Below are 15690 nucleotides of genomic sequence, written 5' to 3'. Positions count from 1 at the left end.
CAGCATTCCAGCTTATGCCCGATGCTTTGGTGCACATATTATCGACTGGAATGCGGCACGTCCATTCACTGCCTGCGTGGACCTGTTTTTATACAAGCACTTATTGTCTGATCCAAAAGTCGCCATGCCTTGGCTCGCAAACAGCGTTTTTCTGCGCTTCCGGTGCTCATGTACTTGCTCAGACGCATAATCTTATCCGAAAAGTCTACAACTTTTCGGGATTGTGTTTAGCAGTACACTGCGCTCCGGTTCTCGAAACCCACCATTTTCGCCACGGCCTGGCGGTTTTTATTCAGACACTTTGTGCAACTAGACGTAACACTCAAACCCAGTGTCGCTCGGTTCAGAGGTGTATGGTCGAACTATCTTCGGCAGAAAACTCGTCGATCTGGGCGCGCCGCTCGGGGTTGACCATATTATAGAGGAAGCGCTCGATGACTTCCCGGTCCTGCGGCGCACAGTCCTCCAGTGCACGTGCGATGCGTCGTGACTGTGGAAGGGCGAGGGCAAGCGTGAGCTGGCGGCCGCTCTTGGTCGGATAAAGCTTGCGGTGGCGGCGGTCGTGAAGGCCGGTGGCCTGAACCACATGCCCCGTATCGATCAATTGTTTAAGCACGCGTGACAGGCTCTGCTTGGTGATCCGCAGGACCTCCAGCAGCTCGGCGACTGTCATGCCGGGCTTGCGGTTGATGAAGTAGAGAACACGGTGATGCGCCCGTCCGAATCCGATCTTTTCCAGAATAAGATCAGGGTCGGCGGTAAAGTCGCGATAGGAAAAAAACAGTAGTTCGATCACGTTGAGGTCGGCCGCCTCCTCAGCCGTCAACGGATTGCTTATATAATTCATATCGTTCGTCGAATTCACATCTGTGCTCCGTTCTGTTGCGTTAAATATGTCAGCATTATTGACATAATTCAATCGCCCAGATAATTTTCGATAAGTGTGAGCTGGCTTTTTTGGAATAATGTTTGCGCTGATACGTGCAAGGAGGAGGAATAATTGCGCTAACGGGCTTCCCGCCACCGTCTCAATGGGTTGGTGATGGAATGGTTGTCGCAATATTCGAACCCTGTGGAGGATTTATTTTCTTTCCATGCATGCTCCGCCTGGGATTCGCGCAATATGTTTGCGTGACCTCAAAGCATTTTGAACAAAAAGGCCAGCAATTACGCAGGAAAAGGTGGCCGTCTCACCAGTTATATCGATTTAGCTGGGGAAGACGGGATGCGGAGAAGTTTATCTGGTCTGAAGTCGACCTGAAACCAGATCGAGACAGCGCCGCTGAGGCGCATCCCGAAAAGTATGAGGCGATTTTCGGGATGCGCGTCAAAATGCATAGACAGGGCATTTCCAAGGTTTCATCCTGAAAAAAGAAATGCTCGATGAAATATTTAGGAGCAAGAAAATGGCTGCGATTCCATTCGATCAACGGGACGGATTTATCTGGCTGGACGGAGAATTCGTCGACTGGAAAGATGCAAAAATCCACGTGCTGACCCATGGTCTGCATTATGCGAGCGCCGTGTTTGAAGGCGAACGCGCCTATGGCGGCGAGATCTTCAAGCTCAATGAGCATACCGAACGCCTGCATGAATCTGCACGCATTCTCGGCTTCGAGATTCCTTTCAGCGTTGCAGAAATCAACGATGCCTGCCGCGAGCTTCTGAAGAAGCAGGGTTTTGAAGACGCCTATGTTCGCCCGATTGCCTGGCGCGGTTCGGAGTCACTGGGGGTCTCGGCGCAGAACAACCGCATTCATCTTGCCATCGCCATCTGGCAATGGCCGAGCTATTTCTCTCCCGAAGAAAAGATGAAGGGCATCCGGCTCGATATCGCTGAATATTGCCGCCCGGACCCGCGCACTGCGCCCTCGCGCTCGAAGGCTGCCGGTCTCTATATGATCTGCACGATCTCCAAGCACGCCGCCGAAGCCAAGGGCTATGCCGATGCATTGATGCTCGACTGGCGCGGACAGGTTGCGGAAGCAACCGGTGCAAACGTCTTCTTCGTGAAGGACGGCGCACTGCATACGCCGAAGCCTGACTGCTTCCTTGACGGTATTACGCGTCGCACGGTCATTGATCTTGCCAAGCGTCGCGGCATTGAAGTCATCGAGCGGGCAATCATGCCGGAAGAACTTGCCGGTTTCTCCGAATGCTTCCTGTGCGGAACAGCAGCGGAAGTGACGCCGGTATCCGAGATCGGTCAATACCGTTTCAAACCTTCCGAAATTACAAATGTTCTAATGAATGACTATTCTGCGGAAGTTCAGCCAAAGCGGGCGGCAGCCGAATAGTAGGTGCCGAACCAAGTTTTAAACAGAAAAAGAGCGGTCTTAGGGCCGCTTTTTTGTTATTCCGTCGCTTATTGTTTGACATTGGAAAGTTTCGGCACAAGATTTTTTTACCGGAGTCGCGCTATTCCGGTTTAAAACTCAGATGGGGTGACGATTATGGAATCTCTACTACCTATCATTCTACAGCTTGTGGCTGGCGCGGTTGGTGGCAACATCGCCGGAGCAGTGAAGAATATCAGTCTGGGCACCACGGGTAACACGGTGGCAGGCGGCATCGGTGGTGTCATCCTCGGGCAGCTGCTTCCGATGTTGTCTGGCGGTGGCCTCGATTCCGTTCTCAACGGTGTTGTCGGCCAGCTGGCAGGCGGCGGCATTGGCGGTATCGTGCTCACGGCCGTTGTCGGCCTGATCAAGAACGCGATGGCCGCCAAGGCCTGACGCACTAAGACATCCCGAAAAGTGTGAAGCGCCTACGCAGGGAAATCAGTCCACTGGACTGATTTCTGATCCCGCTTCGATCGGGTAACATGTGCGTGAAAGCAAACAGTTGGAGCGCCGGTCTGATTCAATCAGATCGAAACGCGCTCTGGAGACTGCATGGTTGTGGGGACAACCGGTAAGACGAACTGTCGGGGCCTATCCCGGAAACCGTGAAACGGTTTTCGGAGAAAGCGCCTCGGACAATCCTGGAGAGGGAAAACGGGCGGCTATCAGCCGCCCGTATCTATTTAAAGCTTCACCTGGCGGGCACAGGACACTATCTCTGTGTCAGAAGCACCTTCCGGACCGCTATTTATTCAAGTGGAGTAAGACTATGGGGCAATTGCAGGCCATCATCGTTCCCGTCACGCCTTTCCAGCAGAATTGCACCATTCTGTTCGATGGCGAGACCAAGAAGGGTGTCGTGATCGATCCGGGCGGTGACCTGGATCGCATCCGCGAGGCGATTGATTCCCAAGGGATCGATGTCGAGGCCATCTGGATCACGCATGGCCATATCGATCATGCTGCGGCAGCCCTTGATCTCAAGGAAGCCCTGAATGTGGACATTATCGGCCCGCACAGGGATGATAAGTTCCTGCTCGATAATCTGGAAGCGACCGGCCTAAAATATGGCATCACTGAAGGCGTGCGCAATGTTACGCCGGACCGCTGGCTGGACGAAGGTGACAAGGTTTCCGTCGCCGGGCATGAATTCGACGTCTTCCACACGCCGGGCCATGCGCCGGGGCACGTCGTGTTCTTCAACCCCGAAGCGCGGTTTGCGATAGTCGGTGATGTGCTTTTCAACGGCTCGGTCGGGCGCACTGATCTGCCAGGCGGTGATCACGCGGCGCTGATTCGCTCCATCAAGGAAAAGCTGCTGCCGCTCGGGGACGATATCGGTTTCATTTGCGGGCATGGTCCCGGTGGTCGGTTCGGTGATGAACGGCGCTCCAATCCATTTTTGAACGACATCGGATATGCATAAAAAAAGCCGCCTTTAAAGGCGGCTTTTCCTCGGGATGGTTTGCTTTGGAGCACCGATCTGGTTGAAGCAGATCGGTGCTCTAATTACTTGTTTTGACGCGCATCTTATCCGAAAACCGTTTCACACTTTTCGGGATGTGCTTTAATTTGCGGAGCAGAAGTGATCACGTCCGTCATAACCGCGATAGGTGCCGGTATTCGGATTGAATGACCGGTAACGGTCGGCGCAATACTGGTACCAGCCACGGCTCCATGGCTCATAGCTTGAGCGATAATAAGTCGCCTGACGAGCCGGGGCTGCCGGGTAATAAGCTGGCGGCGGCGGAGGCGGTGCATAGACCGGGGCAGGCTGCACGTAGGTCGGTTGCGGCTGGCTCAGCGCGCTGCCGATGAGGGCACCTGCTGCAAGACCGATCACACCTGCGGCAACGGCGTCGCCATGGTTGCGATGCCGGTCGCGGTAGTAGGGACGATCCCAGCCGCCACGATCCCAGCCATGGCGGCCCCAGGAATCTGCCGATGCTGTTGCAAGCGGTGCGGCAACAGCCGCAAGGGATGCCGCTGCCAGAATGGCTGTTTTCGCAAATCGGTTCATTGTTCGCTCCTTCAGAAGCTCGACTGTAATTTCTCCGATACGCTCGCCGAACGGGCACACACGTATCGTTTATGAATAACTAATTAACTGTTTCGACATGAATGGAGGCTGAACAATGGTGAAGGGCGATGGAAAGCTGTCAGTTTCCGGTCAATTACTTGCAGCATCTGTAATATTTCGCGCCTGAATGATGATCCGTTCAGGGTTGCATACCGGCAATAAAAAACCCCGGCAAAAGCCGGGGCAAGTGGTAGGTTCTTTTATGAACGATCAGCCGGTAACGGTGATGTTCACGGCCTTCGGGCCTTTGCCGCGACGATCCGGTTCCGTCTCGTAGGAAACCTTCTGATTGTCTGCGAGGCCAGTGAGGCCAGAAGCCTGTACAGCAGAAATGTGTACGAAGATGTCAGCGCCACCGTCGTCCGGCTTGATGAAACCGAAACCTTTTTCGGTATTGAAGAATTTGACCAGTCCGGTCTGTGCCATGGGATCCGTTCCTTTTCCTTGGCGCCACTGCTCTTGTGGAGACAGTGGTATTACAAATTCTGCCAAGCGCACCACACACCCGGCAGAGGGTTATGCAGGCAGTTCTCGACATTGGGAAGGAACCGATCATTGCCGAAGGGGAGCCTTCGACCCGGAACTTATAGCGGCCCCGGCGCGCCGTTCTTCCAGTCTTCCATTTGTTCGCTAAATGCCCGAACAGGTGGAGACTGATCTATGAAGCGGTATTTGGCAAGCAAATTCTTTGGGGGGAACATGATTGGTTATCTTTGAACCGGTATCGTCAGAATTTTTTACGATTGTTTCAAGAAAATCATCGACTCAATCCCAAAATAGAACAGGCTAACCCTAATATATCGCGAATTTAAACGGATATGTCCTGGTATTTTCATCGATTGCGCGAAACTATGCATGCGCCACCGGCGGCGCGCAGCTTCGCACAGATGCTGTCGGCTTCTCCGCGGCTGTTAGCGCCGATGCGTACTGCATAGATGCCACGGCGTCCCATCGGCGTCCGTATCCGGCTGATGACGGGATCGTGGCCTGCCAGCACGGCGCTGAACTGCTTGCGCAGGCGCACCCATTGATTGGCAGCGGCGCTGCGGCGGAAATTACCCGCGACCTGAATGCCCCATGGCTTGGGTTTCACGCGCGACATCGGAATTGTGGCGCTGCGGATGATCGGCAGGCGCTTGCAGGCATCGACGAAGGCGAGCTTGGGATCGAGCGGGCGGTTCACGACCTCCTTGCCTGCCGCGAAGTCATCGGCAGGCGCGCCGGTAATGTCCAGCACGTAATTTTCAGTTTCGAGCGGCAGAAATCCGCCGGACCGCATCCAGCTGGAAACACGCCCGGCCCCTGCATTATAGGCGGCGGCTGCAAGGCCCCAATTGCCGAAAGCGCCTTTAAGGTCGCGCAGGAAACTCGCCGATGCGGGGATGGCCTGTTCTATGTCGAAAGGGTCGGCAAGCCCACGCTCCTTAGCAGTATAAGGCATGAACTGCGCAATGCCTTCAGCGCCGACAGGGCTGACCGCGTTGTGATCGAACCGGCTTTCTTTCCAGATCAGCCGGGCGAAGAAGTCGCGCGGGATGCCGTGGATGTCGGCATTGGCACCGATGAGCTGGCAGATGCGGCCGACGGTCGGGACTTTCTTCTCCGGCGGTAAAGGCGGCGCATAAACCGGCGGGTTCGGCTCGCTCGCTGCATAGGATGCAGCCACGCCGGAAGGCAGGCTGAAAAGCTGCGAAGCCAGGATAAATGCTATGCCGTGCCGATAACGATTCATGCTGCCTGTTCCGCCCCTCAACTTCGGCCAAAGTAACCTATATGGGCGGGTTGTCGATATGGTCTGCAAGGTTTTGCACTTTTGCGAAAAGACTTGCTCTTATCGTAGGTTGCGCCATTTTAGTGTCCGGGACAGATCGGATTTATCCGGACAAGGGAGAGGAAAATGCAGTTTCATCGATTCAGACAATTGGCTGTGCTTGCGGGCGCTCTGCTTCTCGCCGGTTGTGTTGCCGAAGGCGGCCCGGATTATCGTCCGCCGATTCGCCCCGGACCGTCGCAGCCGCAGATGTGCCCGATGATCTACGCTCCCGTCTGCGCCACGCGCGGTTCTTCGCGCAAGACCTTCGGCAATTCCTGTCAGGCAAGAGCTGAGGGCTATCGCGTCATCGCAAATGGCCAGTGCTCATCAAGACCGGGTCCGGGATGGGGCGGCGAAGGCGGCATGCGTCCGCCGCATCAGGGCAACAGACCGGGCAGGCCGGGCGCGGGTGCTTGTACGCGGGAATATATGCCTGTTTGCGCACGACGTGGTAATGACAGGCGCACTTTCCCCAATCGTTGCGAAGCCGACCGTGCAGGCTATCGCATTATGAATGGCGGGCAGTGCCGCTGAATATAGAAAATCGAATGGCCGTTCGTGATGTGTTGGAAGACCGGTAAGTCTTCCAACACATAATCAACGATCTCGGTCACCGTCCCGGTCGGCCTGTCTTGCCGGGGCGGCGTTTCTTGCGCGCTGTTTCGGCAGGGTCCTCGTAAGACCCGATGCCTGCGCGCTCACGGCGGATCGCCGCATCGTCGCCGCCACTTGGCACTTCGGTCCGCTTGACCGTCATCTCATCAAGCGTGTTCTTGCGGAAGAGCGGTTTTGCCATGTCGGTGCCCGGTCCCATATCGTCAAGCGATGGCTTCTGGAACAAAGACGACTTGCCGAGCGGGCGCGTGGTATCAGCGCCCATTTCATCCAGCGCCGGCTTGCGGAAACGTGAATTGCCGGTGGGCTTGCCCTTGTTGCGGCTTGCACCTGCATCGCCCGCCTCAAACTCGCGCGCCAGCGGGTCGTCGGCAATAGCCAGTTCCGTCTCACGCAGTCGCTTGATTTCGTCGCGCAGGCGCGCGGCCTTTTCGAAGTCGAGATCGGCAGCGGCGTCGCGCATCTGCTTTTCCAGATGCTCCAGATGGGCGGCAAGATTGTTGCCCATCATCGCGCCTTCTTCCGCAAAGCCCGAAATATCCGCGCGGACATGATCGCGCTCGTAAACTGAGCCGAGGATGTCCGAGATATTCTTCTTCACCGAGGCAGGCGTGATGCCGTGTTCTTCATTATAGGCAACCTGCTTCTCACGGCGGCGGCTGGTTTCATCCATGGCGCGCTGCATCGAGCCGGTAATATTGTCGGCGTAGAGAATGACCTTGCCGTCAACGTTACGCGCTGCACGGCCAATGGTCTGAACCAGTGAGGTTTCCGAGCGCAGGAAGCCTTCCTTGTCGGCATCGAGAATGGCGACGAAGCCGCATTCCGGAATGTCGAGACCTTCGCGCAGGAGGTTGATGCCAACCAGCACATCGAAGGCGCCGAGACGCAGATCGCGAATGATCTCGATACGCTCCAGCGTGTCGATGTCGGAGTGCATGTAGCGAACGCGCACGCCCTGTTCGTGCAGATATTCCGTCAGGTCCTCGGCCATGCGCTTGGTCAGCACCGTGACCAGTGTACGGTAACCCTTCTGTGCCGTTTCACGAATTTCGCCAAGCACGTCATCAACCTGCGACTTGGCAGGGCGGATTTCGACCGGCGGATCGATCAGCCCGGTCGGGCGAATGACCTGTTCTGCGAACACGCCGCCAGCTTCTTCCATTTCCCAGCCGCCCGGTGTTGCCGAAACAGCAATGGTCTGCGGGCGCATGGCGTCCCATTCCTCGAAACGGAGCGGGCGATTGTCCATGCAGGATGGCAGGCGGAAACCATATTCGGCAAGCGTTGCCTTACGGCGGAAGTCGCCGCGATACATGCCGCCGATCTGCGGAACCGTGACGTGGCTTTCGTCGATGAAAACCAGCGCATTGTCCGGAATATATTCGAACAGTGTCGGAGGCGGCTCGCCGGGGTTGCGGCCTGTCAGATAGCGTGAATAGTTTTCGATACCCGCACAGGAACCGGTTGCTTCCAGCATTTCGAGATCGAATGTCGTGCGCTGGTCGAGGCGCTGGGCTTCCAGCAGACGCCCGGCATTGTTCAGTTCGACAAGGCGATGCTTCAGCTCTTCCTTGATCGACTTTATCGCCTGATTGAGGGTCGGACGCGGCGTCACATAGTGCGAATTTGCATAAATCTTCACCGATTTCAGATCGCCCGTCTTCTGGCCCGTCAGCGGATCAAATTCGGTTATGGTCTCGATCTCATCGCCGAAAAGCGAAATGCGCCAGGCGCGATCTTCCAAGTGAGCCGGGAACAATTCGATCGTGTCGCCGCGCACGCGAAACGAGCCGCGCACGAAATTGATGTCTTGCCGCTTGTATTGCTGGGCCACGAGATCGGCGAGCAGCTGGCGCTGGTCGAGCCGGTCCCCGATCTTCATTTCGAAGGTCATGGCCGTATAGGTTTCGACCGATCCGATACCGTAGATGCACGATACGGAAGCGACGATAATCACATCGTCGCGTTCGAGCAGCGCGCGGGTGGCCGAGTGGCGCATCCGGTCGATCTGTTCGTTGATGGACGATTCCTTCTCGATATAAGTGTCCGAGCGCGGCACATAGGCTTCCGGCTGGTAATAATCGTAGTAGGAAACGAAATATTCGACGGCGTTGTTCGGAAAGAAGCTCTTGAACTCGCCATAAAGCTGCGCGGCCAAAGTCTTGTTCGGCGCCAGGATCAGGGCAGGGCGCTGCGTCCGCTGGATGACCTGCGCCATGGTGAAGGTCTTGCCCGAACCGGTGACACCGAGCAGGACCTGCGTGCGGTCGTCGTTGTCCAGCCCTTCCAGCAAATCGCGAATAGCCGTCGGCTGGTCACCGGACGGTTCGAAACTGGTTTCCATCTCGATGGCGATGCCGCCTTCGGATTTATCCGGACGTGCCGGGCGGTGAGGCGTCCAGAGTTCGCCGTTCTTGAACAGCGGATTGCCGGAGGCAATCAGGTCCGACAGGGCCTGAACTGTCGCGGTCGCACCGGTCGGGTTCAGTCCGGCAGCGTCTTCCAGACTGATGTCGAGACCGGCAACCGGATTGAGGCCAGCCGCTGCACGCTCCTTGGCGGATGCAGCGCCACCCATGGATGTGCCGCGCCCGCTGCGCGACGCTTCCTTGCTGCGCTCAGGAATTTTCTTGGGTTGTTTTGGGTTTTTCGCGCGTGGTTTCGCAGCCTCGTCGCCGATCTCCTTCGCCCAATCGGCGATGGGGCCGGCGATGGGGCCGGAAAGGGGCGCACCGGAAAGTTCGGCCTGAGGCATTTCGCCGAAACCACCTGAATGTGGTGCTTCACCGAAGCCGCCAGCCTTGTCGTGCGAATCCTGGGAGTGTTTGTCTTTTGAGGAAGCCATGTCCCCAATATGGATTTTCAGCGTCCAAATGAAAAGAGTGCGAAGGTGAAATCCTCCGCACCCTTACCCTATCCGGCGATGCTCCTGACAGAAGGTTGTCAGGAGGTGTGGTTCCAGAGGCGGCTTTACAGCCTGCCGCCGAGACGCATGCGAGGGCCGGGGCCAAAACCATGCCCGAAGCCGGGGCCAAAACCGGGATGATCGTTCCAGCCGGGACGGTCCGTCCAGTGTGGGCGTGCTGGTCCCCTGTTCGACTGACAATTACGCCCGATGCAGCCATTATAGACATTGCCGCCACCGTTCCAACCGCGATAAGGGCCTGGACCCCAGCCGGGTCCCCAATAGGGACCCCTGTTGGCCGCCAGTGCCGAACCGATGGCGATGCCTGCGATGAGCGGTATGCCAACCGCTGCGGCGGTCGATCCGAAATTGTCGTTCGTCGTGTAGCCGTTGCCTGTCTGAATGGCGATGTAGCTCGATGCAGCCCAGCCGGTCATGCCGCCATAGGTCACCTGACACCAGCCATAACCGCTGGTGCAGCCAGCCACTGTAATGCCAACGCCATTCGGGATCGCCCCGATGGTTCCGTACTGGGTGCCCGGGCCGACGCGAAGATTAATTGTCGATGTTACAATTGCCGATGATGCATAAGCATTCGTTGAAACAAGAAGTGCTAATGTAACTATGGAGGACTTAACCGATAGTTTCATATATCATTCCTCTAATATACTTTCTTTAATTACTTATAACATGAAGATTATTATTTACGTGCATCACGATTTTTCGATTTCAATTCATGATTAATGAATATCGACCTCTTGAAATCGGCTTTCACACTAACGGTTTAAGCGCTTCATGCGGTACTTTTCTTCGTGGCGGGCTTGTCTCATATTAAAGGGCGACTCTCTCAAGCACTTAAGGACTGACTTCGATGAATACTGACAATGCGCCGAAGGGCATGCTGACATTGCGCGTTCCGGCCATGCCCAAGGATGCGAATGCGGCGTTCGATATTTTCGGCGGCTGGGTGATGGCGCAGATGGACTCCGCATCCGGCATTCGTGCTGCAGAACGCGCCAAGGGCCGCGTGGTGACAGCAGCGGTTCGTGAAATGTCCTTTGCCAAGCCGGTGAAGATCGGTGACGCGCTCTGCGTCTATACCGAGATTACGCGGGTTGGACGCAGCTCGATCACGCTGCGGGTGGAAGCCTGGGCACAACGTTACCTGACCCAGCAGATGGATCTCGTGACCCATGGCGAATTCGTCATGGTTTCTCTGGATGAAAACGGCAAGCCGACGCCGGTGCCGCCGGAGGAATAAAGCATCGTCAAGCCCGGCATTGTGCCGGGCTTATTTAGAGCGGTTCCGGTTAAAACCGGTGGTTGGAACCGCTCTATCTATTTGTTTTCACGCATTATCCTACACAAAACCGCTTCGCACTTTTACTGGAAATGCTCTATTTGCAAGCGCGATAGCCGCTGCGGCGCTGCATCAGGTCGAAATGGAAGTGATCGGCATGTTCCGGGTTATAGCCGGGGCCGAGAACTGTCGAGAAATAGCCGCATGCATCGGAGCGAACGCTGTTGAGCAGGCCCTTTTCGCGGAAGGCGAAGAAGCCCGGCTTGCGCACCATGATGTTCTTGCCGTTGTTCAGCACGATCTTGGTGACATCGATGGCGTTGCCGCGCGAATGTTCCGACATTTTCGCGCCGCGACGGCTGTTCATGGTGCGGCAGGAATAGCCCCCGGCATTATAGATCGTGCTCACGCCGGACAGATAGCGCATCCGCGAGGCAGGTTGCAGGTCGCCCTTGATCCAGCGGGCAAAGGCCTCGGTCACCTGACAGTTCAGCGTTGCCGCCGGTTTGAACGCGATGGAGCCGCTGTTGAAGCCGGACACCTCGATGGGATTTGCGATCTGGCAGGCACTGCTGCGATAGATCGGCGGCTTTTCCTTGAAGACGACGCCGAGCCGTTTCAGGCGCGTGCGGCAGGCGGTTTCCGCATTGGACATCGTATAGATGTTTTCGGCAGCTGTTACCGGATTTTGAATCGGGGCTGAGAAGCCATAGTCGCCGGAATATTGCGGCTGGCTCTGCTGCGTGGATTGCGTGACGTGGTTCTCTTCCTCCTCGGCAAGCCCGACGATGCGTTCTTGCTGTGGCTCCTGCATGACGGGTGCGTCTACAACCGGGGCAGCATTTGCAATCGGTGCATCGGGAACCATCACGTCGGAATTGCCGACACTGGCCTGCGGGCGCGGGGCGCTTTCACCGGAACAACCGGCGATGATAGCCAGCAAGGCGAGGGATATTGTTGGGGCCAGACTTCGCAACCGGGAGCGCTGGCGGCTGACTGGAGCGGTGGCGGACAACGCAGAACTCATGTCCATACCTTTTCTTCAGGAGACCAGACCGATGGCGTTCCACGAATATTAGCTTGGAAGCGTAAAGGAAGAGTCAGCGCTCGCGTTAAGTGCTGTGGCGTAATCAGGGCAGCGGCCAGAGCATAAACCGGCTGGAGTGAAACGCGCTCCAGCGCGCAGGATTGGCAAAATGCCGCCTTTGTTCTATCACCATGCAGCGGTTTCGGGCCATGCCGCCGACAACATCCTCCCGGTCCCTGAAGTCATTTCCATGTCAGCACTGATTTCGCCAAGCGTCCTGCCGATCCTGCTTCTCATCGGCTCGAACGTTTTCATGACATTCGCCTGGTACGGGCATCTGAAATTCACCAGCACGCCACTCGTCACCGTCATTTTCATCAGCTGGGGCATCGCTCTGATCGAATACTGCCTCGCGGTTCCGGCCAACCGCATCGGGCACGAGGTCTATTCGGCGGCGCAGCTGAAGACCATTCAGGAAGTGATCACGCTGGTGATCTTCAGCCTGTTCTCGGTGTTCTATCTCAAGGAAGCCTTTACCTGGCACCATCTACTGGGCTTTGCGTTCATAGCAGGTGGGGCAGCTCTTATCTTCAAGGGGTAGAGCCTGTTCCAAAAGTCGACCTGTGTGGCTGCAAATGGCAATTATCTGCGTGCCGGTGCTCATGTACCCAAAAGTACACTCCGCTCCGGTACTCGAAAATCACCATTTTGGTTCAGGCTCTGACGCACTTTACTCGGCAGGTTCAGGAACAAGAGCCGACTTGCGTTTCCAGAACATGGGAATGAGTTCCACCGCCATCATGGCGGCGAAGATCAGTCCGCAGCCGATAAAGCCGATGAAGGTCACCCGCTCGCCGAGGAAGAGCGCACCGAAAAGGGCCGCAAAAAGCGCTTCCGACGACAGGAAGATCGCGGCCTGTGCGGAAGTCGTATAGCGCTGTCCTATGGCCTGCAAGGTGAAGGCAATGCCGGACGAGAAGACGCCGGTGAAAAGAATTTCCTTCCAGGTGAGTGCGATGGCCGTCCAGTTGAAGTCTTCGATCATGGAGGCGATAGCAAGGCCTGCGAAGGCGCTGGTTGCGAACTGGATGCAGCTCAGTGTTATCGGCCGTCCTGCACGGTTTGCCCTGCTGATCAAGACCACCTGCAAGGCCCAGAAGACCGCGCCGCAAATGACCAGCCAGTCACCTTGCTTGAGCGCAGTCAACGTTCCGCCGGAAAGCAGGAATATGCCTGCCAGACATGCCGCCGCACTCGGCCAGACGACGGGATGCGGCCAAGTGCGAAACAGGACGACGCCAAGCACTGGCACCATGACGACATAGAGCCCGGTCAGAAAACCGGCATTGGTGACGGATGTGGTGATGAGCCCGATCTGCTGGAGAACAAGCCCGGTAAACAGGCTCAGTCCGATGAACATGAAGAAGAGATAGTTCGAGCGGCTCAGGCTGGTCTTCGCCCGACGGCCCTCGGCTACGGCCCATGGCAGGACAGTAAGGGCGGCGATTGCCGAGCGGATACCGATGAACAGAAACGGGCCGATACTGGCCATTGCCGTCGATTGGGCGACGAAACCCATGCCCCAGATGACGCCTGCCAGAAGCAGCAGCATATTGGCCTGTACGCGCGTCATCATTACCTCGGTTCGGGATATGTCATTGCAGAAAGAGAAACCGGACGCTTTTCAGCCTTTCCCGGTCGTCATGCTATAGGCAATATTATGGGCAGGCGGCAAGGGAACTTCCGATTCTGCGACATTCATGCATAGTCTGATTATAATTAGAGCGATTTCTTACTGACGGAGTGTTTTATGCTCTCTTTGAAACGTCAACCCGCTGTTGTGGCATTGATTGCCACAACGCTGCTGTTTCTGGCGGGTGGGGAATCGCAGGCTGCTTTCAAGAAGGTTCGCGACACGCTGGTTCTGTGCGATTTCGCGCAAAACTGCACTTTGACTCTTACGCCGGTCGCAAGCGATGGCGCGCCGGGGCTTGGCATCTTTCGCAGCAGCCAGTCAGGCTCGAAGCCGCTACTCCGGCTTTCCTATGTCGATCCATCGCAGAAAACTGGCAAGTTGGAGATTTCCATCGACGGTCAAACACTGCTCGATGTCGATGTCTCGGCTTTGAAGGCGCAGGACGATCAGCTGGATTATACGGGCGATGTGGTCAAGGCGCTCGACGGGATGAAGAACGGTCAGAAACTGCAGCTGAAATTTGCCGGAAAGACCTCGACCTATTCGCTTTCGGGCCTTGTCGGCGGGCTGATCTATGTGGACGAACAGCAATCGCGCGACGGAACTGTCGAGGCATTGCAGGTCAAGGGCAGCAAACCGGCGCCTGTTCCGCCACAGCTCAAGCTGATCGAAACGGTCGAGCAGATACCGGCTGACATCCGCAAGGATTTTTCCGACGAGGCGGCGGTCTGTGGCGGGGCAAGCCCCGGCACGTTCCGCAATGCAGGCGGTTTCGAGACGAAGATTGCCGATGGCCTCGATCTTATTGGCCTGCCATGCGGATCGCCGGGCGCCTACAATCAGCCTTATGCCTTCTACAGCCGCTACGAAAACAAGACTGTGCCGATCTCGCTACCGACCATTTCCGACGATGGCCCGACTGTGACCGACACGGCATGGAACATCGACTGGGCCCAGAAAACCTTGACGCTGACGGCCTTCTTCAAGGGGAGAGGGCTTGGAGATTGCGGCATTTACGATGTCTGGAAAGCTACTGACAGCGGCGAGGGCCGGTTGCGTTTCGTTCTGGTGCAGGAACGTTCAAAAGGCGATTGCGATGGCAATTATGCCGGAGGCCCAGAGAAGTGGCCCGCGAGCTGGCCGGTTAACGCGCAATAGGTGCCGCTTAAGGGCACAGTTGACAGAGACATATTTTTCCGCGTGAAATGGTTGATGGAAATGCTATAGTTCTGTGAACGGTTATTCGAACGGTTCCGAGGCAGATGTTTCGGTGACCGTTTTCTTTTTGTGTGTCGGAGGCTGGTTGGCCTTCGAAAAGCGCCTCGCACTATCCAAGCATTGCGCGAGGTGAGGCGGGCAAATCAAGATGCCGGTGCGTGCAGGACCTCGGGGAGAGGTGAGTACCGGACGAAGGAAAGGACTGGGTATGGAAAAGTTCCCTATGACCCCTGGCGGTTTCGAAAAGCTCAAGGAAGAGCTGCGCTGGCGTCAGCAATCGGAGCGCCCTCGGATTATTGAGGCGATCGCCGAAGCACGTGCGCATGGCGATCTGTCGGAAAATGCCGAATATCATGCTGCGAAAGAAGCCCAGAGCCTGAATGAAGGTCGTATCAACGAACTGGAAGATCTGGTCGCGCGCGCCGAGATTATCGATGTCTCGAAGCTGTCGGGTGATCGCATCAAGTTCGGTGCCACCGTCACCATGATCGACGAGGATACGGAAGAAGAGAAGGTCTACCAGATCGTCGGCGATCAGGAAGCCGATGTGAAGGAAGGCCGCATCTCCATTTCATCGCCGATTGCGCGTGCGCTGATCGGCAAGGGCGAAGGCGATACGATTGAAGTCAACGCACCGGGCGGTTCGCGTTCCTACGAAATCGTCGGTTTGAAGTTCGTCTGATTTCCGTGT

At 56.5% G+C, this 15690-nt stretch carries 17 protein-coding genes; 9 read left to right on the top strand and 8 right to left on the bottom strand.

Annotation, left to right across the window (positions count from 1 at the left end; all coding sequences use genetic code 11):
- Positions 1–343: 343 nt before the first annotated feature.
- Positions 344–865 carry a MarR family winged helix-turn-helix transcriptional regulator gene (locus tag AAE521_RS20245; RefSeq protein ID WP_342062247.1) on the bottom strand — a complete coding sequence of 174 codons (522 nt, stop codon included), beginning with the start codon at positions 863–865 and terminating at the stop codon, positions 344–346.
- Positions 866–1047: 182 nt separating this feature from the next.
- On the opposite strand from AAE521_RS20245, the gene AAE521_RS20240 reads away from it, so the two are divergent.
- The 4 genes from AAE521_RS20240 (at position 1048) to AAE521_RS20225 (ending at position 3768) form a co-directional block, all read left to right on the top strand.
- Complete coding sequence (locus AAE521_RS20240; RefSeq protein ID WP_162998230.1) at positions 1048–1368, top strand: hypothetical protein; 321 nt, start codon at positions 1048–1050, stop codon at positions 1366–1368.
- 38 nt (positions 1369–1406) lie between these two features.
- A complete protein-coding gene (locus tag AAE521_RS20235; RefSeq protein ID WP_010659633.1) occupies positions 1407–2297 on the top strand; it encodes a branched-chain amino acid aminotransferase in 891 nt (296 codons plus the stop codon).
- 156 nt (positions 2298–2453) lie between these two features.
- Positions 2454–2735 (top strand): hypothetical protein, encoded by a 282-nt coding sequence (locus tag AAE521_RS20230; RefSeq protein ID WP_010659634.1) that lies wholly within the window; start codon positions 2454–2456, stop codon positions 2733–2735.
- A 376-nt stretch (positions 2736–3111) separates the two neighbouring features.
- Complete coding sequence (locus AAE521_RS20225) at positions 3112–3768, top strand: MBL fold metallo-hydrolase (protein ID WP_029929127.1); 657 nt, start codon at positions 3112–3114, stop codon at positions 3766–3768.
- Between the two features lie 141 nt (positions 3769–3909).
- Here the strand turns inward: AAE521_RS20225 and AAE521_RS20220 are convergent, their stop codons facing one another.
- The 3 genes from AAE521_RS20220 to AAE521_RS20210 all read right to left on the bottom strand — a co-directional run bounded on the left by AAE521_RS20220 (position 3910) and on the right by AAE521_RS20210 (position 6154).
- Positions 3910–4362: a BA14K family protein gene (locus tag AAE521_RS20220; RefSeq protein WP_010659636.1), complete on the bottom strand. Its 453-nt coding sequence runs from the start codon at positions 4360–4362 to the stop codon at positions 3910–3912.
- A gap of 270 nt (positions 4363–4632) precedes the next feature.
- Positions 4633–4848 (bottom strand): cold-shock protein, encoded by a 216-nt coding sequence (locus AAE521_RS20215; protein ID WP_010659637.1) that lies wholly within the window; start codon positions 4846–4848, stop codon positions 4633–4635.
- 406 nt (positions 4849–5254) lie between these two features.
- Positions 5255–6154: an SPOR domain-containing protein gene (locus AAE521_RS20210; RefSeq protein ID WP_010659638.1), complete on the bottom strand. Its 900-nt coding sequence runs from the start codon at positions 6152–6154 to the stop codon at positions 5255–5257.
- A 165-nt stretch (positions 6155–6319) separates the two neighbouring features.
- Here AAE521_RS20210 and AAE521_RS20205 point away from each other — a divergent pair, with 165 nt between their 5' ends.
- Positions 6320–6769: a Kazal-type serine protease inhibitor family protein gene (locus AAE521_RS20205; protein ID WP_010659639.1), complete on the top strand. Its 450-nt coding sequence runs from the start codon at positions 6320–6322 to the stop codon at positions 6767–6769.
- A gap of 76 nt (positions 6770–6845) precedes the next feature.
- On the opposite strand, the gene uvrB is transcribed toward AAE521_RS20205, so the two are convergent.
- Entirely contained in the window at positions 6846–9608 is a 2763-nt protein-coding gene (gene uvrB / locus AAE521_RS20200; RefSeq protein WP_374864807.1) for an excinuclease ABC subunit UvrB, read from the bottom strand.
- Positions 9609–9823: 215 nt separating this feature from the next.
- On the bottom strand, positions 9824–10408 hold the full coding sequence (locus tag AAE521_RS20195) for an SH3 domain-containing protein (protein ID WP_342062245.1): 585 nt from the start codon (positions 10406–10408) through the stop codon (positions 9824–9826).
- A gap of 221 nt (positions 10409–10629) precedes the next feature.
- Between AAE521_RS20195 and AAE521_RS20190 the strand changes: the two genes are divergently transcribed.
- Positions 10630–11019 (top strand): acyl-CoA thioesterase, encoded by a 390-nt coding sequence (locus AAE521_RS20190; protein WP_010659642.1) that lies wholly within the window; start codon positions 10630–10632, stop codon positions 11017–11019.
- A gap of 136 nt (positions 11020–11155) precedes the next feature.
- Here AAE521_RS20190 and AAE521_RS20185 read toward each other — a convergent pair whose 3' ends face one another.
- Positions 11156–12085 (bottom strand): extensin-like domain-containing protein, encoded by a 930-nt coding sequence (locus AAE521_RS20185; RefSeq protein WP_342062244.1) that lies wholly within the window; start codon positions 12083–12085, stop codon positions 11156–11158.
- Between the two features lie 250 nt (positions 12086–12335).
- Here AAE521_RS20185 and AAE521_RS20180 point away from each other — a divergent pair, with 250 nt between their 5' ends.
- Complete coding sequence (locus AAE521_RS20180) at positions 12336–12686, top strand: DMT family protein (protein ID WP_010659644.1); 351 nt, start codon at positions 12336–12338, stop codon at positions 12684–12686.
- Positions 12687–12815: 129 nt separating this feature from the next.
- Here the strand turns inward: AAE521_RS20180 and AAE521_RS20175 are convergent, their stop codons facing one another.
- Positions 12816–13718 (bottom strand): DMT family transporter, encoded by a 903-nt coding sequence (locus AAE521_RS20175; protein ID WP_151615506.1) that lies wholly within the window; start codon positions 13716–13718, stop codon positions 12816–12818.
- A gap of 177 nt (positions 13719–13895) precedes the next feature.
- On the opposite strand from AAE521_RS20175, the gene AAE521_RS20170 reads away from it, so the two are divergent.
- Complete coding sequence (locus AAE521_RS20170; RefSeq protein ID WP_342062243.1) at positions 13896–14939, top strand: DUF1176 domain-containing protein; 1044 nt, start codon at positions 13896–13898, stop codon at positions 14937–14939.
- A 268-nt stretch (positions 14940–15207) separates the two neighbouring features.
- Entirely contained in the window at positions 15208–15681 is a 474-nt protein-coding gene (gene greA / locus AAE521_RS20165; RefSeq protein WP_010659647.1) for a transcription elongation factor GreA, read from the top strand.
- Positions 15682–15690: the final 9 nt, after the last annotated feature.

This window comes from Brucella cytisi, from assembly GCF_038433355.1.
In the GTDB taxonomy this organism is placed as follows: domain Bacteria; phylum Pseudomonadota; class Alphaproteobacteria; order Rhizobiales; family Rhizobiaceae; genus Brucella; species Brucella cytisi.
The sequence above is the reverse complement of the archived record's forward strand: the minus strand, read 5'-3'. Positions and strand labels throughout refer to the sequence as shown.

Coding starts and splice junctions, on each gene's coding strand:
- AAE521_RS20240 (WP_162998230.1), top strand. CDS start 1,048: ATGGTTGTCGCAATATTCGAACCCTGTGGAGGATTTATTTTCTTTCCA.
- AAE521_RS20235 (WP_010659633.1), top strand. CDS start 1,407: ATGGCTGCGATTCCATTCGATCAACGGGACGGATTTATCTGGCTGGAC.
- AAE521_RS20230 (WP_010659634.1), top strand. CDS start 2,454: ATGGAATCTCTACTACCTATCATTCTACAGCTTGTGGCTGGCGCGGTT.
- AAE521_RS20225 (WP_029929127.1), top strand. CDS start 3,112: ATGGGGCAATTGCAGGCCATCATCGTTCCCGTCACGCCTTTCCAGCAG.
- AAE521_RS20220 (WP_010659636.1), bottom strand. CDS start 4,362: ATGAACCGATTTGCGAAAACAGCCATTCTGGCAGCGGCATCCCTTGCG.
- AAE521_RS20215 (WP_010659637.1), bottom strand. CDS start 4,848: ATGGCACAGACCGGACTGGTCAAATTCTTCAATACCGAAAAAGGTTTC.
- AAE521_RS20210 (WP_010659638.1), bottom strand. CDS start 6,154: ATGAATCGTTATCGGCACGGCATAGCATTTATCCTGGCTTCGCAGCTT.
- AAE521_RS20205 (WP_010659639.1), top strand. CDS start 6,320: ATGCAGTTTCATCGATTCAGACAATTGGCTGTGCTTGCGGGCGCTCTG.
- uvrB (WP_374864807.1), bottom strand. CDS start 9,608: ATGCCTCAGGCCGAACTTTCCGGTGCGCCCCTTTCCGGCCCCATCGCC.
- AAE521_RS20195 (WP_342062245.1), bottom strand. CDS start 10,408: ATGAAACTATCGGTTAAGTCCTCCATAGTTACATTAGCACTTCTTGTT.
- AAE521_RS20190 (WP_010659642.1), top strand. CDS start 10,630: ATGAATACTGACAATGCGCCGAAGGGCATGCTGACATTGCGCGTTCCG.
- AAE521_RS20185 (WP_342062244.1), bottom strand. CDS start 12,085: ATGAGTTCTGCGTTGTCCGCCACCGCTCCAGTCAGCCGCCAGCGCTCC.
- AAE521_RS20180 (WP_010659644.1), top strand. CDS start 12,336: ATGTCAGCACTGATTTCGCCAAGCGTCCTGCCGATCCTGCTTCTCATC.
- AAE521_RS20175 (WP_151615506.1), bottom strand. CDS start 13,718: ATGACGCGCGTACAGGCCAATATGCTGCTGCTTCTGGCAGGCGTCATC.
- AAE521_RS20170 (WP_342062243.1), top strand. CDS start 13,896: ATGCTCTCTTTGAAACGTCAACCCGCTGTTGTGGCATTGATTGCCACA.
- greA (WP_010659647.1), top strand. CDS start 15,208: ATGGAAAAGTTCCCTATGACCCCTGGCGGTTTCGAAAAGCTCAAGGAA.